The organism is Planococcus sp. TJ-201 (genome assembly GCF_058268495.1).
In genome coordinates, this window is record NZ_JBZDOG010000002.1 from 253,923 (window position 1) to 273,151 (window position 19,229).

Genomic DNA, 19,229 nt, shown 5'->3' on the forward strand with positions numbered 1-19,229 from the left:
TACCCGTCGAGGGGCTGCAGGATGCGGGTCAGCTAACCGTTGCGACAGGAAGTCGCGCTCTTAGGTTAGCTTCTGCTTTTGGGCGCTTTCGCTTTTCTTATACTTCCAGCAATTTGTTGCGGAGCACCATTTGCAGGATGCCTCCGTGGCGGAAATAATCCACTTCCACTTCGGAATCGAAACGTGCCAATACTTTAAACTCAGTCACTTTACCGTCTTCAGCAGTTGCTGTAACCGTCAAGACGTCGCGTGGTTTCACGTCGTCAGACAAGTTGACGCTGATGGTTTCGTGTCCAGTCAAGCCAAGTGAATCTGCACTTTCGCCGTTCACGAACTGCAATGGCAGAACGCCCATCATCACAAGGTTTGAGCGGTGAATACGCTCATAGCTTTCAGCGATGACTGTTTTGATGCCAAGAAGGAATGTCCCTTTAGCCGCCCAGTCGCGTGAAGAGCCCATGCCGTAATCTTTACCAGTTAAGACCACAAGTCCTGTGCCCTGTTCCTGATATTTCATGGCTGCATCGTAAATTGCCATTGTTTCGCCCGTTGGCCAGTAAGTGGTGTAACCGCCAGTTGTTCCTGGAGCTACTTGGTTACGGATACGAATGTTGGCGAATGTTCCGCGCATCATGACTTCGTGGTTACCACGACGAGATCCGTAAGAGTTGAAATTACGCGGCTCGACGCCGTTTGCACGAAGGTACAAGCCTGCTGGTGTATCTTTGCCGATCGCACCAGCTGGTGAAATGTGGTCAGTCGTGATCGAATCTGCAAATTTTGCAACGACACGAAGGCCAGCTAATGGCTGGATTGGAGCCGGTTCTTTTGAAAGACCTTCAAAGAACGGCGGGTTTTGAATATAAGTTGATGACGCATCAAACTCATACAATGAATCGTCGTTAGTTTCGATTGCATTCCAAGCTTCGTTCTCGTTGAATACATGCTCGTACTCTTTACGGAACAATTCTGGAGTAACCGTGTCTTTAACTACTTTTTTGATTTCTTCAGTTGAAGGCCAGATGTCTTTAAAGAATACGTCTTTGCCTTCTTTGTCTGTACCGATTGGTTCAACTGCGAAGTCGATGTCCACTGTTCCAGCAAGTGCATAAGCAACAACCAGCATTGGAGAAGCCAAGTAGTTCGCTTTTACAAGCGGATGGATGCGTCCCTCAAAGTTACGGTTACCTGACAATACAGATGAAACCAGCAAATCATTGTCCAAAATCGCTTCTTCGATTTCAGGAAGCAATGGACCTGAGTTACCGATACATGTAGTACAGCCGTAGCCGACCAAGTTAAAGCCAATTTGGTTCATATAGTCTAACAAGCCTGAATCGTTCAAGTAGCCTGTAACAACTTTCGAACCTGGAGCCAATGAAGTTTTCACGTAAGCAGGAGGAGTCAATCCTTTTTCAACTGCTTTTTTCGCTACTAGTCCAGCACCAAGCATTACGTATGGGTTAGAAGTGTTTGTACAAGATGTGATGGCTGCAATTGCCAGTGCACCAGTTTTCATTTCGGCCGTTTTGCCGTTTTTGAAGTTGACTGTTGCTGTTTTAGCAATTTCAGCTGCATCAAGTGCAAAGCCGTGTGGTCCTTCTTCGCCTGTTACAGCTTTGTTGAACTCAGGCTTCATTTGAGACAACGGAATCAAATCCTGTGGACGTTTTGGTCCAGCAAGGTTTGGCTCAATCTCAGAAAGATCGATTTCGACAAGGTCTGTGTAGATTGGATCTTCGTTTTCAACTTTGAAGAACATGTCGTTTTCCTGCAAATACTTTTTCGTTACAGCGATTTGTTCTGCATCACGTGCAGTTAAACGCATATAATCAAGCGCTTCTTCATCAACTGGGAAGAATCCGCAAGTTGCGCCGTATTCTGGAGCCATGTTGGCAATTGTTGCACGGTCAGCAAGCGGCAATGTGGTAACGCCAGGTCCGAAGAACTCAACGAATTTGCCAACTACGCCTTTTTTACGCAAAGTTTGAGTGACTTTTAACGCCAAATCAGTCGCAGTCGCGCCGTTTGGAAGTTCGCCAGTCATTTTCACGCCGATAACTTCCGGAATTGGGAAGTAAGAAGGCTGTCCAAGCATGCCAGCTTCCGCTTCAATGCCGCCAACACCCCATCCAAGAACGCCGATTCCGTTGATCATTGTCGTATGTGAATCTGTTCCGACCAATGTATCAGGGAATGTTTCAAATGTGCCATCAGCATTTTCAACTGCATGGACAACATTTGCTAAGTACTCAAGGTTGACTTGGTGAACAATACCTGTTGCTGGTGGAACTGCACGGTAGTTGTCATAAGCTTTTTGAGCCCAGCTAAGGAACTGGTAACGCTCCGCATTGCGGTCAAACTCAAGCTCCATGTTGATGCGAAGTGCATCTTGTGTGCCGTAGTTATCAACTTGAACCGAGTGGTCAATTACAAGATCCACTGGAATTTCAGGGTTGATTTTGTTCGGGTCTCCACCCATTTCAGCCATTGCTGAACGAAGTGCAGCCAAATCAACGACTACGGGTACACCCGTGAAATCCTGAAGAATAACGCGTGAAGGCTTGAATGGAACTTCTGCTTCTTTGTTGGCATCTTTGCCCCATTTTGCTAATTCTTCAACGTGCTCGTCTTTGATAACGTATCCGTCGTGCTGACGCAATACAGATTCTAATAGAACTTTTACTGAATAAGGAAGGCGTGATACTTTAGCGATCCCTGCTTCTTCTAATGCAGCCAAACGATAATAGTTATACGTTTTGCCATTTAGCTCAAAAGAAGTGCGGCTGTTGTGCAAACTGCTCTTTGCCATGTGTGTGTTCCTCCTTTGAATCTTCTGAAAAGGCTCGTGACAGCGCTTTTCTCCTCTTCCATCATACCGAAAGCATGAGCATAAGTAAATTACATTAAAATTATATAATGTGATAAGTTTTTCGAATGACTTTCTTTTAAATCAATCGAGTTTGCTTAAGGTTTCTTCCAATTGCTTGAAATGCCGTTTTTCATGAAGGCCAACAAATGGAAACCACTGGACCAGCGGCAATTTGCCAAACACCGGATGAGCCATTGATTTCTCGTGAAGCCGCTCTGAGTTTGCCTGTGCATATACTTCATACAGGAAATTATGCGATGCATTTAACCGTTTTTTCATTTCCTCGAGCGTGACAAATTCTTCGGTCGGTTTGACATGCTTTGGCGCTTTTACTTTGAACGAACGGCTGACAGTCAATGCGATTGGCTTTTTCATGGCTTTTTCGCTTGTTTCTTTTGTTAACTCGTAGGATACGCCTTTTGCAACTGTGTTTTCCATAAGTTGCATGTGATCTAAAATCTGCATAGGTGACCATTCTTCTGGTGATGGTTTTTGGTTTAGTTTTTCATCAGTCATCCCCTCCACTGCCTGAAGAACCTGGTTTCTGATTTTTGCATTGTCTTCTTTAAACATAATGGGTTCCACCTTCGTTTCATCTGTTTGCCTATCTTTATTAACATACCCTAATCTGAATGAATTATATACATTTGAACAGCTCTGTTTTTATAGATATTGCCTATTACCAAAAAATCAGCAGTCAAGCTGAAGCCGCGCTGCATAAGGGAAAACACGTTCTATTTGCATGAATGAATGGTATAATTAAGGAAATCCCTGAAGAAGAGGTGACGCAGAATGCCTTATGGTTACGAGAAATTTCGGCTGGACAACGGCATTAGTCCCAATACGGTCGTCCATGAAGTCCAATTAATCCGCTCGCTTTTCGCTTTTCTTAGGCATACGTATAAAAAACCGGTCGAACCGCATGATATTCGCCCCTCTGACATTCAACAGTTTTTGATGGATCAGCATGAGTCCGGCATCAAAGACAGCACCTTAAACCGTAAGCTGATTTATATTAGAAGATGGTTCGATTATATGTGGCAGATCGGGCGCATTCCAAATGATTTCATGCCCAAATTTAAATTCAGCAGAAAACTGGATTTGACGCCATCCGATATCTACTTGGACTACGAGGATTTGCTAAAGAAAAAGGATGCCGTACTTGAAGCAGATCAGTTATCCTTGAATGCCAAGATTCTTTATATTCTTTACTTGCGCGGACTTCGCCTCCGCGATATGGTAACAATCGATATTGACAATTTTGATGACCGCAGCGGAAAATTGAGGTTGGCCGTTGAAAAAAAGGATGGCTACCAGTGTATTCTCGAATTCACCGACAAAGAGATTTCCGTTATGCTCGATGGGATCGAACGTGCGGTTTTCCGTGGAACGCCTTATCTCTTGTCATCTAAAGTAAAAAATGAATATACGATGTTTCAGATGGGTTCGTTATCCGACTATACAGAGGCACTTTCCTCTTTTGTCGGCATGCCGATGCGCTCGGGCGATATTCGTTTTGCTTATGTGTATTATCTTTATTCAGTAGAACATAAAAACCTGGAGGAGATTCAGGAAATATTAGGTGTTTCACTTGACTCTGCATCCCGAATTCTCAAGGATTCCTTGGTCCGCTTAAAACGGGGCACACATTAAAATAACCTATCCCACGATGTTGGGATAGGTTATTTTTGTATACGATCATAGGAAGAAACCGAAATCCAAAGCAAAATTTAAAATAAGCAAAGTATGCACAACAACAAAGATTGTTGCCTGCCGATTTAGCTTTTCAACATTTTCGTATTGCATCAGGACCACCCCTTCCCTCTTTGTAGTCTGATTATACTGAAAACTAAAGTTTGTGGCAAGCTTTGTTTCTTTTGATGGCTTTTGGTTTATAATTAATGAAAAAGATTGGAGAGGATAAGATGAAAAAGGCATTATTGGTTGTCGATTATACGGTGGATTTTGTAGCAGACGAGGGTGCTTTAACCTGTGGAAAGCCCGGACAGGCTATTGAAGAAACAATATGCCAGCTGACGGAGGATTTCTTGACAGAAAAAGAACTTGTCATTATGCCGGTTGATTTGCATGACAAAACCAATGCATTCCATCCGGAAGCCAAACTCTTTCCTCCGCACAATATAGAAGGAACTGCTGGGCGAGAATTATATGGCCGCTTGGCAGACGTCTATAAAGCCAATGCAGACCGCATCATCTGGATGGACAAAACAAGATACAGCGCATTTGCCGGCACCAATCTGGAGTTGCTGCTGCAAGAGCGCAATATAGAAGAAATTCATCTGGTTGGGGTCTGTACAGACATATGTGTATTGCACACAGCAGTGGATGCTTACAACAAAGGATATAAAATTTTTGTTCATGAAAATGGTGTCGCCAGCTTCGATCCAGCCGGGCACGAATGGGCTTTGCGCCACTTTTCTACAACCTTGGGCGCACAAGTTTTATAATCTTTTTTACTTTTTATGTTTCAAATGTCCTGAATCCGGTTATACCTAGAGTGTAGCAATTATACATTATTCTAAAGGAGCTGGAAAAAATGGGATTTATTTTATTCCTTATCATGGGCGGTATCATCGGATGGATCGCTGGAATGATTTTAGGTAAAGACGTACCGGGCGGCATTATCGGTAACATCATCGCAGGTATTGTTGGTGCTTGGTTAGGTGGATTAATTCTTGGAGATCTAGGTCCAGTTATTTGGGACGTAGCTATTATCCCAGCATTAATTGGTGCCTTAATCTTCGTATTCGTACTTAGCTTAATCATGGGATCTATGCGCAAAAAAAGCAGATCTTAATTAAAAGAAGAGTGGACAATTGTCCACTCTCTTTTTTTGCGTTTAATTGTATTCTTCTTCGTACATATTGTAGTAATGAAGCACATCCGCGACATATTCTTCGCTATGGTTGTATTGGAAAATGGCGTTTTCTAAATCGCCTTCTGCTGCGCCATTCTGCGACAAGTAATTGGCTGCGCTGTACAAGGAATCTGTGAGATTATAAGGATCCGCAATGCCGTCCCCATTTCCATCCACTCCATAGCCCCCGTAGTAAGCAATCACGTCAAGATTGGTTTTGTCTTCTTCGCTAATTTTGCCTTGCCCTTTTCCTGAACATGTGGGATGGCTCCAACCGACAAAGGTACAGGGCATAAACTGAAGGTGCCCTTCTGCCCCGACTGGCGACAACAACGGATCCATTGTGGAAAACCTGGTTTCAATCCGGTGGTGTGCTGCCAGCAAGGTCCACGGAATGCTGTAAGCATCTGCTGCTTCTTGATAAAGAGGAATGTTTTCTTCCGGCACATCCATTTCAATGATGCGGCTCGGGGCTTCCTTGAGCGTATCTACAACCACTGCCGAATTAAACAACATGTAAACAATCGCACCGAGTGTTGCAGCGACAATCGCCGCTGGCACCAACAGTACGAGACAGCCTAATTGGCGCTTGTATTTTTTGGGTATCTTCTTTTTCATTTTTTCACACCTAAATTGTCATTTGTTTCAGTGTAGCATATCTTCTTCGTCGTTGCCGGTTCGCCGCAGATCGGTCGCTTTGCTAAAATTTTGCAGTCACCTGTATTATTCAGGAGGCTTCTGATAAAATTAAGCTTTAAATGCAGGAGGTGAAACATATGTGGGAAGATTTTAAAAAATTTGCTTTAAAAGGAAACGTCATTGACCTTGCGGTGGCGGTTGTGATTGGAACAGCTTTTGGAAAAATAGTAACTTCGTTAGTTCAGGACATTATTATGCCTTTAATCGGAGTATTGGTCGGAGGAATCAGTGTCGCAAATTGGAGCTATACGTTCAATAATGTGGTGTTGAATTACGGACTATTTATACAGTCGATTATCGACTTTTTCATCATTGCTTTCTCGATCTTCCTAGTTATCCGCATTTTCACCAATATAAAACGAAAAAAAGACGTGCCTGCCGAAGAAGAACCAGAAGTTTTGGATAAAACTCAGGAAATCCTTATCGAAATCAGAGATCTTTTAGGCAAAGAAAAAACCGGTCTATGACCGGTTTTTTACATTTCTTCAATTAATTCGCGCAAATCGTTTTTTATATCTTCAACCGGCACATTTTCAAAACCGTCGTAATTATTCACAACTACTCCGTCTTGATCCACTAAGTAAAAGGCGGTTCCATGAATGACCTGGTCACTCTCCGGATCGTCCCGTACAAAAGAATTAAAATTGTCTTTCGCAAATTCCGATATCTCCGGCTGCGTATAGCCCGTAAGCAAATGCCATTTGGATTCATCCGGAACCGAATATTGCGCTAAATATTCCTGCATGGTTTCCGGCGTATCGATCGTTGGATCCACACTGAAGGCCACAATCTTGTAATCTTCTAAGCCCTCAGCTTCGAGCTCTTCCTGGATTCCGCTTAAATTGAATGTCATCGGCGGACAAACCGTTTCGCAATTTGTAAAAACAAAAGTTGCGAGCCATGGCGTTCCTTTTAAATCTTCTAAAGATACCGGCTCTCCCCGGTGATCGGTATAAGAAAAATCTTCTATTGAAGAACTGCCGCATGCTCCTAAAAACAGGACAAGACTTAGCAGCACGGATAAATAAAAAAATCGCATGAGATTGCCTCCACTCTTTCATCCTTCTTATCATAGCGAAAGTGAAGAAACTGCACAATACATGATAAACCGCCATTGTCACGATTTTGTGAAGTCAGGACAGCTTTAACGTAAGCAATGCGTCATGAATAGCGACCAACTTTGTTTCCACACGATGCATCAAATAAAAAGACACAAAAATGGGGAAACCCAGTTCCTGAATCCATTGCATCCACTCTGCCATTGTTTTCACCTCTTTCTAAAGAAAAAGCTCTCCCGAATCAGGAGAGCTTCTTGCTTATACTTCGTACTCCACAATATTTCGCTCGACAATTCGTGCACCTTTCGCCGTACCAAGTGGTGAACCTTCTACTTCGAAAACGTTCTGCGCAATAATAGACTGCATTCCTGCCAGCAATTCCGCCTCTGTGACATTGTCACGCGGTTCGTCCACGCTTAATGTGACGTCTTTCCCTGCGATTGTCGTGAATATGAGCTCCAATGTTTTCGCCATTCGTTATTCCTCCTTAAATGAATTATTGGTAAATCGTCATTGCAGATTGTTTTTCAACATCCATCAATGTTTTGGTTCCGAGATTCGTCAAAATAGCAGCGGTTTCGAAGATTTCATCTGCTGCTGCAGTTTCTTTGACGTTTTGGTACGATTTAACTTTTCTCTTTACTTTGCCGCTGGCATCCAAGCCATTGTCGTATGTGCACCGAATGCTGGCATTCTTAAAATCACTAAAGGCCATGTTTCTCACCTCCTTTCATTCGCTATATAGACACAGATGGAAAAAAGAGATACATTTTTAATGAATTTCTTTTCAAACCCTTCTATAATAGAAGTAATGGAAAAACGAGGTGAAACAATATGGAACTGAGTGGCTGGTTTTTATGGTTTATCCTATTTTGGGTAGTCGTGCTGGTGGGGCTTTTCGCCATTGGGGGATATTTCATGTTCAGAAAGTTCCTGAAGTCTATGCCGAAAGAAGATGGCCTTTCAGATTTAAACTGGGAAGAATATTATGTCGACAAAACCATCCATTTATGGGGCGATGAAGAAAAAGCCATGTTAAACGAGTTGGTGCAGCCGGTTCCTGACTTATTCCGTCCGGTAGCGAAACAGAAAATTGCCGGAAGAATTGGCCAGGTTATGCTTGAAGAAAAAGTCAAAAAGATGAAACTGGAACACATCATTCGAGGGTATATTTTAGCAACGCCAAAACGCGATCATAAATTTTTGAGAAAGAAATTGGCGGAAATGGAAATCGATGTCCGCCCGTACGAACAGTATTTTGAACAGTAAAAAGCGCGATTCCCTTATGTGGGAATCGCGCTTTTATCTTTTGCTGCAATTTTTTTGTATTGCCACAACATGGAAAGACGCCATGGCCAAAGCATGCCAAATGCTAAGATCCAAAACATGCCTGCCAACTCACCGATGTCAATGCTCGAACTTAAGACCACTTTGGCGAGAACACGCACCAGCAACAGACCGAATAAGATAAAGACAAATGCTTTAGATTGTTTTAAATAAATGTCGCCATTGCGGACTTCGAATTTGGAAGTCCAGATTAATACTGTTGAAAACAGGATACCAACGGCCAGCGCCTCGAAAATCTGCAAAGGGGCAACTCGAAAAAAAGGAAAAATAAACATTAAGGCGCCGGTCGACATAAAAAATGGCGGCAAAATAATCTTTTTGACCGAAGCTGGCTTTTTAGCAGATTTTGATCGGACAATCATGGCCAACAAACCCATCACGAACGCACCGATAGTTGAAACGACTAGATAAACTTCAGCGGGAATTTGATCAAACATGTAAACTCCCCTCCAAACTATCCAATCTGCGGCGCAATTCTTCGATCGGCACAAACCGCGCAAAGCGGTGAATTTCTTTGCCTTGCCGGAACAACAGGACAACAGGTGCTGTAAAAAGCATCAGCTGCCCTGCCAACTCCGATATTTCTGCAGCATTTACTAAGTAAAATAGCAGCTTGTAATCCGCTTCAAAAGCTTCGACCTGAGGACGCAACCCTTCACAGACTGAGCAATTATCGGTTTTTACAAAAAGCAGAAACGACTGCTCTTGACCAATTTTTGATTGGTATTCTTCTATCTTAGAAATGGTTTCCATTTTGTCACCTGCTTCAAGTCAATTTAAAATCCTTGGAAATCACCAAAGAATGGGCTCAGGACACGGATTATATAGGTCATGCCATCAAAAAACAACAGGATGCCGACTCCAATCATAACATAGCCGCCAGCCTTCATAATTTTTTGATTGTGCTTGCGCAGCCAACCCATACGTGCCACGAAAAATGACAGGACAAAAAATGGAATTGCAAAGCCGAGAACGTACGCCAACATATACCAAATGCCCGAACCTGGATTGGCCGCTGCAAGGGCATAAATTGCTGCAGTTATCGGGCCAGTACAAGGTGTCCAGCCAGCTGCGAAAGCCAAACCGATAACAAATGTACCCAAAAAGCCGGACGGACGATTTTTAAACGAAAATTTACGGTCCTGCATGAGGAACTTCGGCGTAAAAACACCAACGATCATCAAACCGAACAAGACAATAAAAATTGCACCTACTTGACGGATCAGTTCATCATAGCGAATAAACCATTCGTAGAAAAAAGATGTACTAAATCCGAGTGCAATAAAAATGGTTGAAAAACCTAATAAGAAAAACAGTGTATGGAACATGCCACGTCGTTGCATAACTTTTTTATCATTTTTAATTTCATCCATGGTCATACCTGTTATATAAGATAAAAATGCGGGATACAAAGGTAGCGTACATGGCGAAATAAAACTCAAAAAACCGGCTCCAAAAGCCAAAAATAGATTTATATCTGATGCCACTGGTAATTCTCCTTCCTGTACTCTCCCCATCTTACCAAATTTTCACATGAAACACCGCCCCTATGTCTGTGAAATCTTTGTGGACAAATGCACTGGGATGAAAGCATCCAGTATTAATTTGTCTCTGCTACTCCTTCAACACTCTCTATTCAAAAAGCGAATTTCGTGTTTCTTATTTGCTATTTATCTTTTTAGATGTATTTCTTCTTGTTTCTGGTTTTGAACTTTTTTAATATATCCTTTTGTAGTTTGTTACATTGAAATTTTTTACAAGCATTTTATCTATCCGATTCTATTTTCACATAAAAAAGAACAGCCTAAGCTGTTCTTTTCCTTATTGAACGATGCCATTTTGCAGCAAGTACATTTTATGGTACAAACCTTGTTGCTGAAGCAATTGTTGGTGCGAGCCCCGCTCTACAATTTCTCCGTGGTGGAGTACCAAAATCAATTCTGCTTCCTGAATGGTGCTGAGTCTGTGCGCGATGGCAATGGTCGTTCGGCCGAGACGCATGCGCTCAAGGCTCGACTGGATGCCTATTTCCGTTTCCGTATCAATATTGGCCGTCGCTTCATCCAACACCAGAATCTTTGGATCGGTTGCCATGGTTCTTGCAAAAGCCACCAACTGACGCTGACCGCTTGAAAACGTCGATCCACGCTCAGTTACTTTTTGGTTGTAGCCTTCCGGCAATGCTTCGATAAAGCGGTGAGCTTGCACAAATTCTGCTGCTTCGCGAACCACTTTTTCCGGAATGGTTTGATCAAAAAGACGAATATTGCTTTCAATCGTGCCATAAAACAGGAATGGATCTTGCAGTACAAGCCCCATCTTGCTTCGGAGCTCAGCTGCTTCATACTCTTTCACCGACACACCATCGATCAGTATTTCTCCTTTGTTGAACTCATAAAAGCGCATCAGCAAATTGATAATGGAACTTTTACCGCTTCCCGTATGCCCCACCAATGCGACCGTCTGCCCAGGCCAAGCAGTAAACGAAATATTTTTTAGCACGTCCGTTTGGCCATCATATGAAAAACTGACATCACGAAATTCAATTTTTCCTTCTTCAACCTTCGCCAATGAATTAGACTGCTGTGGCGTTTTTTCAGGTTCATCCAATAGTTGAAAAACCCGGGATGCAGCGACAATGGCTTGTTGAAAAATAGATAAACGCTGCATCACTTGATTGATCGGTTCAAAAAATCGATCAATATACGTCACAAATGCATAAATGACGCCAACTTCTACCGTATTCGAAAATGAAGTAATGCCAAAATAACTCAACAACATAATCAATGCCAAAGCGTAGACAAGATCGATTGCAGGCCGCAGCAGCAAGCCATCGATTTTGATGTTGCGCTTTCCAGCTTGCCAATGCTTGTCATTGATCTTGTTAAATTCATCTTTCAGGCGTGTTTCTTGGCCGAATGCCTGGATCATGCCCATCCCTTGGACAGATTCGGAAAGCTTGGCATTTAATTGTCCCAGACGCTCCCGCAAATCCTGGTAAAAGACCGAGCTGTATTTACGGTACAAATAAATGATCCAGCCAAGAATCGGCAACAGGATCAACGTAATCAGCGCCAAGCGGAAATTCAAGAAAAACATGGCGATGTAAACTCCAACAACCAGAAATGCACTTTGAATAAAACCAATCAGTACGGTAACAAACATTTCTTTGATGGCTTCTGTGTCATTGGTGACACGTGACACAATGCCGCCTGCTGGTGTTTGGTCAAAATAGCGCATGCCGAGCCCTTGAACTTTTGTGAAAACATCAATTCTTAGCTGCTGGATAATCTTTAAAGCAGCTTCTTGAAACTTCAGCAATTGAAAATAACTGATGACAACATTGGAAGTTTGGATAAACAAATAGGCAAATGCTAAACCGACCACCGGACCTGTAGGAAAACTGCCAGGCGTTAAATAGTCATCTATGAATATTTTTATAAGCAACGGACCAAGCACATCGCCCAGCACTGTCAAAATCAACAATGCCATAGCCAACACCAGCATCTTTTTATGCGGCATTAAGTATTTCAATAATCGTTTAAAGACAATCCATTGATCATGCCCAGTCAATTCCTGCTGTTTTTCAGTTTTTTTTGCCAGCATTACACCTCACCTCCCTGTTCGACGAGCGCTTCCAATTGCTGAAGTTCATACATTTCATAATAGCGTCCTTTTTTCTTCATCAATTCTTCGTGTGAACCGATTTCAGCCACCGTGCCATTGTCCATCACCAAAATTTGGTGGGCATGTTGGATAGCGCTCAACCGATGAGAGGTAATGATGGTCGTTTTTCCGGTACGCGTTTTTTTCAAAGCTCTCAGAATCGCTTCTTCTGTTTTAGCATCTACAGCAGACAACGAGTCATCCAAAATCAGCAATTCGGGCTTGGTCATTAATGCCCGGGCAATGGAAATGCGCTGCTTTTGTCCCCCTGACAATGACACGCCGCGTTCGCCGACCATGGTGGCATAACCATCTGTGAAATTGACAATGTCCTCATGAATATAGGCAAGTGCAGCTGCTTGCTGAACTTCTTCCAAGCCGGCATCTGGACGTGCAAATGCGATATTGCCAGCAATGCTTGTGGAAAACAAGAAATGGTCTTGAGGCACATAGCCAATTGCCTGACGCAACCGCTGCTTTTTGTACCGGTCTATCGAATAGCTTCCAAAAAAAATGGATCCCTCGTAGTTATCAAATTCACGCAGCAGCAAACGGAGAATCGCGGATTTCCCGGAACCTGTCTTGCCCACTATCCCGAGCGTTTCGCCGCGCTTCACCGTAAAGTAAACATCTTTGAGCGCTGCCCGCTGGTCTCCAGTAAATTGAAAGCGTTTCAGCAAAACAATCAAATCACCCGCTGGATCCTCATCGATGGCATCTTTCCGGTCGTCGATGTCAATCGGTTCTGCCAGCAGCAAACGGATACGGTCATAAGACGCGCGTCCACGCTCCACAATATTGAACAGCCAGCCGAATGCCAGCATAGGCCATACCAACAAGCCAAGATAGGCCGTAAAAGCAACCAAATCGCCGATGGTCATATCTCCGTTGACAACAAAATAAGAGCCGAAGCTGATGGTCAGGAAATAGCAAATACCGATAATCGCCGAAATCGTCGGGTCAAATAGGGAATCAACCCGCGCTACCCGAATGTTTTCAGCGACAACCCGTTCCGACATCTTGGTGAAATCTTCAATATCTTGTTGCTCCTGTCCAAAGGTTTTAATGACTTTCATCCCTGAAATGCTTTCCTGTGTCTTGTCGTTCAACCCAGAAAATGCCTGTTGCGCTCCGTGGAAGCGCTTGTGCATTAGTTTGCCATAGTAATTTGTCATATAAGCCATCAACGGCATGGGCAGCAGGACAATCAAGGTCAACTTCCAATCAATCGTGATAGCCATTGCAGCAATGACGAAGCCGCCTGTCGCAATCGAATCGACCAGTGTCAATACCCCGGCACCAGCTGTTTGCTGGACTGCCTGCAAATCATTCGTGGCGTGTGCCATCAAATCGCCTACGCGCCGTTTTTGATAAAAGGCGTGGGACATTTGCGTAAAATGCTGAAACAGCCGCTCACGCAAATTTCGTGCCAGCAAAATAGATGAGCCGAAAATCATCAGCCGCCATGCATACCTCAACACATACATCACAATTGCTGCCGCCGCCAAAATTCCCAGCCACTGAAGCAAGTATTCCGGTGTCAAAGTTCCCTGGCTGATGCGATCGACCACAAATCCAATAATTCGCGGGGGCAAAACACCCAAAAATGCGACAATCAGCAACATGAAAATTCCAAGCAAGTATTGCTTTTTGCGTTCTTTAAAAAACCAACCCAACTCCCAAAATACACGCATATTCTTTGACTCCTTGCCGTTTGATGTTTGTATGCTTTGCTTTTCGTGCAAGGTGAAAAATCGCCATCAATCCAAGCGATTCGCAGCTCCAAGCGCTTGGAGCACCGTTTGCAATCAGAAGACTGGATAGGCACAATCCTTACCGAAGAAAGATTCTCTTTATTTTAGCAAAACTTGTCAACTATTGGAAAGAGAATATTTCGATTTGCAAAATAAATCAGTCTTGCGGACAGACCAGGTGCTTTTCCGAAAAAAATAGCGGTCCTATTCTGGAAAAAGACAAAAAAATAAAAGCCAATTTTCCATAGGGGAAGAGGAAAATTGGCTTTTATCGACCGAACGCGGGTACCAACCGCCTACGGCTTTATCATATGGACTTTTTACCCGATGAGTTGCTTGGCAAGTCCCAATTGATGATGTACTTGTTCAAAACCTGTGCCGCCCAGTGAGTTTCTTCGCTCTACTGCCGTTCTCGGCATTAAGGTAGTGTAAATGTCTTCATCGATCAGTGGACTCGCTTGCTGGAGATCAGTGAGCGGCAAGTCTTTTAAGAAATAGCCGCGCTGAATGCACGTAAACACCAGTTTGCCGGTCACATCATGCGCTTCACGGAACGGCATGCCTTTAGCAGCTAAATAATCAGCCAACTCCGTCGCATTGGAGAAATCGGAATGCACCGCTTTTTCCATGGAATCGGTACGAACCGTCATGGTACGGATCATGCCTTCGAAAATCGGCAATGAGCCCATTAACGTGTGGACAGTGTCAAACATGCCTTCCTTGTCTTCTTGCATGTCTTTGTTGTAAGCAAGCGGCAGGCCTTTTAGCGTCGTCAGCAAACCAAACAAGTTGCCGTATACGCGTCCGGTTTTGCCGCGGATTAATTCCGCCATATCCGGATTTTTCTTTTGTGGCATGATGCTTGATCCTGTCGAGAAGGTATCATCGAGTTCGATAAAACGGAACTCTTCGCTCGACCAAAGGATGATTTCCTCAGCAAAACGCGACAGATGCATCATCAGCATGGAGGAATTGCTGAGAAATTCAAGAATAAAGTCACGATCACTGACAGCATCCAAACTGTTTTGGTAAACGCTTGAAAAGCCTAATAACTCAGCGGACATTTCACGGTCGATTGGGAAAGTTGTTCCTGACATTGCCCCCGCGCCAAGCGGAGAAATATCAATGCGTTTCAGCGATTCTGTCAACCGTTCCTTGTCGCGTTGAAGCATCCAAAAATAAGTCATCAAATGATGCCCGAATGAAATTGGCTGCGCACGCTGAAGATGCGTATAGCCTGGAACAATCGTTTCCACATGGGCTTCTGCTTGAGTCACGATGGCATCCTGGAAAGCCGTAATGGCTTCAATAATTTCTTGGACGCGGTTTTTCAAATACAAATGCATGTCTGTAGCCACTTGGTCATTTCGGCTTCTGGCTGTGTGCAGTTTGCCGCCAACCGGACCAATTTCATCGATTAAATGTTTTTCCAAGTTTAAGTGGATGTCTTCGTTCGATACACTGTATTCCAAATCGCCGTTCTGCGCTTTTTGTTTCAGCGTTTCAAGACCGGACAAGATCAATGCGCCATCTTCTTCAGAAAGAATCTGGCAGGCGGCCAGCATTTTTACATGCGCTGTGCTGCCTTCCAGATCCTCCATTACTAATTTTTGATCGTAGGAAATTGAAGCACCGAACTCATCGACCCACTGCTCGGCCGATTTTTGAAAACGGCCGCCCCACAGTTTGGTCATGATTTCACCTTCTCTTTCAAATCTTCAGGAACTGCCACTTCTTTTTTGTTGACCATGGCATTAACAACTGTCGGAAGGCCCCAAAGTTCGATAAAGCCAACCGCAGATTCGTGATTGAATGTATCGTCTGTAGAATAAGTTGCCAATTGCTCACTGTAAAGTGAGTTTGGTGACTTACGCCCTTCAATAATCGCATGTCCTTTAAACAGTTTGACACGAACTGTTCCGTTGACAAAGGTTTGTGTTTCTTTCAGGAATGCTTCCAATGCGATGCGCAATGGAGAAAACCAAAGACCTTCATAAATTAATTCGGTCATTTTCTTTTCAATAACCGGTTTGAAATGAGCCATTTCTTTTACTAACGTGATGTCTTCCAGCTCTTTGTGCGCTGCAATCAAAGTCATTGCGGCAGGAGCTTCGTAAATTTCACGGGATTTGATGCCGACCAGTCTGTTTTCAATATGGTCAATTCTTCCCACACCATGTTTGCCGGCGATTTCGTTGAGTTCAAGAATAAGTTTAGAGAATGAGTACGATACACCATTTAATTGCGTCGGAACACCGTTGACGAATTCAATTTCAACAATATCCGGTGTGTTCGGTGTGTTTTCCAACGAAGAAGTGATGTCATACGCTTCTTCAGGCGGCGTTGCCCAAGGATCTTCTAATACGCCACACTCGTTGGCACGGCCCCATAAGTTTTGGTCGATGGAGAACGGGCTGTCCAAATTGACGGGAATCGGAATGTTATGCTCTTTGGCATATGCAATTTCTTCGTCACGTGACCAAGCCCAAGCACGCACCGGCGCGACCACTTCAAGATTCGGGTTTAATGATTTAATGGAAACTTCAAAACGGACCTGATCGTTGCCTTTTCCTGTGCAGCCGTGTGCCACAGCAGTAGAACCCGTTGCTTCTGCAATTTCAACCAATTTTTTTGAAATTAATGGACGAGATAAAGCAGATACCAATGGATATTTGCCCTCGTAAAGCGTATGGGCTTGCAATGAAATCAACGCGTATTCTTCTGCAAATTCGTCTCTTGCATCAATCATGTAACTTTCAACCGCTCCAACTTGCAGCGCTTTTTGTTTAATAAAATCTAAATCTTTGCCTTCCCCGATATCCAGGCAAACAGCGACGACGTCGTAGCCTTGTCCTTTCAGCCACGGAATGGCCACCGATGTATCTAATCCACCTGAGTATGCGAGTACAATCTTTTTATTCAATATGAAAACCTCCAATGTATTTTTATGCAATGTTTGAAATGAATATACAAACTATATCATGGATTTTTATCAAGTGCAAGAGATACAATCAGAAATTTTCATGAAAAAAAGCGGCCAGAGCCGCTTTCTCATTTTTTATTCACTTGGTTCTCCACCAATTGTATATTCATGCGTATCCAGATCGATCCGAACTTCAGACACGTCGCCCGTTTCCATATTGCTGAACAAAAATCCAATTTCATTGTCGCGAACGATAGGCTGCCCCATCATGATCAGTCTTGACAATTGCTCTTGATTGATAAACGCTTCAAGTGCATCCGACTGTTTGACAGATTCTTCATCTGTCAAAATCGTAATGGTTTCTGCTTCTCCTTGCATAGGGAAAGATTCAGCAAGCGGCCCCTGGTAATCCATGCTGACTTTCATCCCTGTTCGGATGTCACGAATTTCCCCATCCGTTGTTTCTGCACCGTCGTTGAACTGAACATTGACATCTTCCGGAATGCTGAAATAAATGCTGTTGACCAAAATATCTTCTCCGCTGACTTGTGTAATAAATCCTTCTTCAGTCATCCCTTGCTGTTCTACTGCCAATTCTGGTTCTTCCGCCTCTTCTGGTTCAGTCGGTTCGGCTTCTTCGTTTGAACATGCGGCAAGCAATAACACGCTGGCTAAAAATAAACTCCATTTTTTCAAAGTTACCCAATCCTTTTCCTGTATATTCGTGGTGTGTTAAAACACTGACGAGATAATTTTACCTGTTGTACAAAGCAGTTGCAATTATCAGCCTAAAGTTTACACCTTATTATAGTAGAAGACGCCGTCAGTTCCTAAACGCTCTGTAATTAAACCTTCTTCCAGCAAGTAATCAATCTGGCCAATCGTTTCAGACAAAGTCAATCCCAATTCTTTTTCGTAGGCATGGGAAAACAACTCTTTTGTCAGTTCATATACGGTATACTGCCCCTCACCAATTATTCCATATGCTTTCATTGCACGTTGATGCTGTTTGGCCAAACGGGAAGTAATCAGTTCATGGACATTGCGCACTTCCTCCCCATGTCCGCTGTAAATGACATCAATGGGCATGGTCAGCAGCCGACTGAGAGACGCGTTGTATTGGAGAAGAGACTTTGGACGCCCTTGTGCTGGATCAAGCGGGGGTTCAATCAATGGGTTGGACGATACTTTGGCAATCACATGATCGCCGCCAATCATTTCCCCGGTTTCTTTGTTCCAAAAAGACAGATGGCTCTGCGCATGTCCAAGTGTTTCAAGAACCTGCCATTCCGGATAGCCCGGTAAAGTGTCGCCTTCATTAATGGCCATATCCAACGGACGGCTGCCCATCAAGTTTAAGGGACGTTTCATTTTTTTGACCCAAAATTCCAGATCCCCCGGCACCCCTTCTTCTTTTAGCCTTTCCATATAAAAAGCATCATGATTTTCAAAAAAAGCTTGATCGCGGCGCAGCCATGGATCGTTATATGGATGACCATACAATTTCGCATGTTCAAAACCATCTACCCACCCCGCGTGATCCGGGTGATGATGGGTCAGCACAACTTGCTCAATATCTCCCGGTTCCACGCCAGCATCCTTAAGCCCTGCCTGTATAGCCAACCAAGCTTCCGGAGTTTTAGGCCCAGCATCAATTAACGTCAGCACATCCCCTTTTAATAAATAAGAATTGACGTCTCCAACCGCAAAAGGCGTTGGAATAATAATCTTATGTAAAGTCAAGCTACCATCTCCTCTAACTGAATCACTATTCATCAATCATACAGGTAAAACAGGATGTCGTCACTCCTTAATGGCATTTGACAAGAGATAGAGATATCCTCTATAATTCAATAACATATGTGAGCGAAGATAAAAGGCCAGTACACGGAGTGACGGTGTTTAGAGAGTGTCGCTATTGCTGAAATGCGCACCCCCTCTCCTTTGTGGAACCTTCTTTTTTAGCTGCCGTGAAAACACGGCCGTTTGTCCGCGTTATGGATATCGAGTGGTGTCTTAATGGCAAACTTAG

The 19,229-nt window shown here is 43.6% G+C and carries 21 protein-coding genes; 5 read left to right on the forward strand and 16 right to left on the reverse strand.

The features are described from left to right. Positions 1 to 97: 97 nt before the first annotated feature. Together acnA and AC4EG4_RS06975 are read right to left on the reverse strand one after the other, a co-directional pair. Positions 98 to 2,812, reverse strand: a complete 2,715-nt coding sequence (gene acnA, locus AC4EG4_RS06970) for an aconitate hydratase AcnA (RefSeq protein WP_490987383.1) — start codon at positions 2,810 to 2,812, stop codon at positions 98 to 100. A gap of 141 nt (positions 2,813 to 2,953) precedes the next feature. Next, the gene (locus AC4EG4_RS06975; RefSeq protein ID WP_490978556.1) at positions 2,954 to 3,445 is read right to left on the reverse strand and encodes a DinB family protein; all 492 of its coding nucleotides are present in this window, start codon (positions 3,443 to 3,445) and stop codon (positions 2,954 to 2,956) included. 219 nt (positions 3,446 to 3,664) lie between these two features. On the opposite strand from AC4EG4_RS06975, the gene AC4EG4_RS06980 reads away from it, so the two are divergent. The 3 genes from AC4EG4_RS06980 to AC4EG4_RS06990 all read left to right on the forward strand — a co-directional run bounded on the left by AC4EG4_RS06980 (position 3,665) and on the right by AC4EG4_RS06990 (position 5,690). Further along, positions 3,665 to 4,525 carry a tyrosine-type recombinase/integrase gene (locus tag AC4EG4_RS06980; protein WP_490978557.1) on the forward strand — a complete coding sequence of 287 codons (861 nt, stop codon included), beginning with the start codon at positions 3,665 to 3,667 and terminating at the stop codon, positions 4,523 to 4,525. Positions 4,526 to 4,797: 272 nt separating this feature from the next. Next, on the forward strand, positions 4,798 to 5,340 hold the full coding sequence (locus AC4EG4_RS06985) for a cysteine hydrolase family protein (protein WP_490987384.1): 543 nt from the start codon (positions 4,798 to 4,800) through the stop codon (positions 5,338 to 5,340). Between the two features lie 89 nt (positions 5,341 to 5,429). Beyond that, complete coding sequence (locus AC4EG4_RS06990) at positions 5,430 to 5,690, forward strand: GlsB/YeaQ/YmgE family stress response membrane protein (protein ID WP_490978559.1); 261 nt, start codon at positions 5,430 to 5,432, stop codon at positions 5,688 to 5,690. Between the two features lie 42 nt (positions 5,691 to 5,732). Here AC4EG4_RS06990 and AC4EG4_RS06995 read toward each other — a convergent pair whose 3' ends face one another. Continuing rightward, complete coding sequence (locus tag AC4EG4_RS06995) at positions 5,733 to 6,368, reverse strand: lytic transglycosylase domain-containing protein (RefSeq protein WP_490987385.1); 636 nt, start codon at positions 6,366 to 6,368, stop codon at positions 5,733 to 5,735. Positions 6,369 to 6,526: 158 nt separating this feature from the next. Between AC4EG4_RS06995 and mscL the strand changes: the two genes are divergently transcribed. Further along, positions 6,527 to 6,916 (forward strand): large conductance mechanosensitive channel protein MscL, encoded by a 390-nt coding sequence (gene mscL / locus AC4EG4_RS07000; RefSeq protein WP_490978561.1) that lies wholly within the window; start codon positions 6,527 to 6,529, stop codon positions 6,914 to 6,916. Between the two features lie 8 nt (positions 6,917 to 6,924). Here the strand turns inward: mscL and AC4EG4_RS07005 are convergent, their stop codons facing one another. From AC4EG4_RS07005 to AC4EG4_RS07020, 4 genes are all read right to left on the reverse strand, one after another. Further along, the gene (locus tag AC4EG4_RS07005) at positions 6,925 to 7,488 is read right to left on the reverse strand and encodes an SCO family protein (RefSeq protein ID WP_490987386.1); all 564 of its coding nucleotides are present in this window, start codon (positions 7,486 to 7,488) and stop codon (positions 6,925 to 6,927) included. A 94-nt stretch (positions 7,489 to 7,582) separates the two neighbouring features. After that, positions 7,583 to 7,711, reverse strand: coding sequence for a YvrJ family protein (locus AC4EG4_RS07010; protein ID WP_142827916.1), 129 nt, complete (start codon positions 7,709 to 7,711; stop codon positions 7,583 to 7,585). Between the two features lie 54 nt (positions 7,712 to 7,765). Then, positions 7,766 to 7,981 (reverse strand): DUF2922 domain-containing protein, encoded by a 216-nt coding sequence (locus AC4EG4_RS07015; RefSeq protein ID WP_490978563.1) that lies wholly within the window; start codon positions 7,979 to 7,981, stop codon positions 7,766 to 7,768. A 22-nt stretch (positions 7,982 to 8,003) separates the two neighbouring features. Beyond that, the gene (locus AC4EG4_RS07020; RefSeq protein ID WP_490978564.1) at positions 8,004 to 8,222 is read right to left on the reverse strand and encodes a DUF1659 domain-containing protein; all 219 of its coding nucleotides are present in this window, start codon (positions 8,220 to 8,222) and stop codon (positions 8,004 to 8,006) included. Between the two features lie 119 nt (positions 8,223 to 8,341). Here AC4EG4_RS07020 and AC4EG4_RS07025 point away from each other — a divergent pair, with 119 nt between their 5' ends. Continuing rightward, positions 8,342 to 8,776 (forward strand): DUF2621 domain-containing protein, encoded by a 435-nt coding sequence (locus tag AC4EG4_RS07025; protein ID WP_142827912.1) that lies wholly within the window; start codon positions 8,342 to 8,344, stop codon positions 8,774 to 8,776. A 14-nt stretch (positions 8,777 to 8,790) separates the two neighbouring features. On the opposite strand, the gene AC4EG4_RS07030 is transcribed toward AC4EG4_RS07025, so the two are convergent. The 9 genes from AC4EG4_RS07030 to AC4EG4_RS07070 all read right to left on the reverse strand — a co-directional run bounded on the left by AC4EG4_RS07030 (position 8,791) and on the right by AC4EG4_RS07070 (position 18,940). After that, positions 8,791 to 9,291, reverse strand: a complete 501-nt coding sequence (locus AC4EG4_RS07030; RefSeq protein ID WP_490987387.1) for a CcdC family protein — start codon at positions 9,289 to 9,291, stop codon at positions 8,791 to 8,793. Next, complete coding sequence (locus AC4EG4_RS07035) at positions 9,284 to 9,607, reverse strand: thioredoxin family protein (protein ID WP_490987388.1); 324 nt, start codon at positions 9,605 to 9,607, stop codon at positions 9,284 to 9,286. The genes AC4EG4_RS07030 and AC4EG4_RS07035 overlap by 8 nt, the downstream gene beginning before the upstream one ends. Positions 9,608 to 9,630: 23 nt before the next feature. Continuing rightward, positions 9,631 to 10,341: a cytochrome c biogenesis CcdA family protein gene (locus tag AC4EG4_RS07040; RefSeq protein WP_490978567.1), complete on the reverse strand. Its 711-nt coding sequence runs from the start codon at positions 10,339 to 10,341 to the stop codon at positions 9,631 to 9,633. A 334-nt stretch (positions 10,342 to 10,675) separates the two neighbouring features. Then, positions 10,676 to 12,460 carry an ABC transporter ATP-binding protein gene (locus AC4EG4_RS07045; RefSeq protein WP_490987389.1) on the reverse strand — a complete coding sequence of 595 codons (1,785 nt, stop codon included), beginning with the start codon at positions 12,458 to 12,460 and terminating at the stop codon, positions 10,676 to 10,678. Continuing rightward, positions 12,460 to 14,214, reverse strand: coding sequence for an ABC transporter ATP-binding protein (locus tag AC4EG4_RS07050; protein WP_490987390.1), 1,755 nt, complete (start codon positions 14,212 to 14,214; stop codon positions 12,460 to 12,462). The genes AC4EG4_RS07045 and AC4EG4_RS07050 overlap by 1 nt, the downstream gene beginning before the upstream one ends. A gap of 380 nt (positions 14,215 to 14,594) precedes the next feature. Next, a complete protein-coding gene (gene argH, locus AC4EG4_RS07055) occupies positions 14,595 to 15,968 on the reverse strand; it encodes an argininosuccinate lyase (protein WP_490978570.1) in 1,374 nt (457 codons plus the stop codon). Further along, positions 15,965 to 17,200, reverse strand: a complete 1,236-nt coding sequence (locus AC4EG4_RS07060; RefSeq protein WP_490978954.1) for an argininosuccinate synthase — start codon at positions 17,198 to 17,200, stop codon at positions 15,965 to 15,967. The genes argH and AC4EG4_RS07060 overlap by 4 nt, the downstream gene beginning before the upstream one ends. Before the next feature lie 132 nt (positions 17,201 to 17,332). After that, entirely contained in the window at positions 17,333 to 17,893 is a 561-nt protein-coding gene (locus tag AC4EG4_RS07065) for a DUF3221 domain-containing protein (RefSeq protein ID WP_490987391.1), read from the reverse strand. Between the two features lie 99 nt (positions 17,894 to 17,992). Further along, complete coding sequence (locus AC4EG4_RS07070; protein ID WP_490987392.1) at positions 17,993 to 18,940, reverse strand: MBL fold metallo-hydrolase; 948 nt, start codon at positions 18,938 to 18,940, stop codon at positions 17,993 to 17,995. Between the last annotated feature and the right edge of the window lie 289 nt (positions 18,941 to 19,229).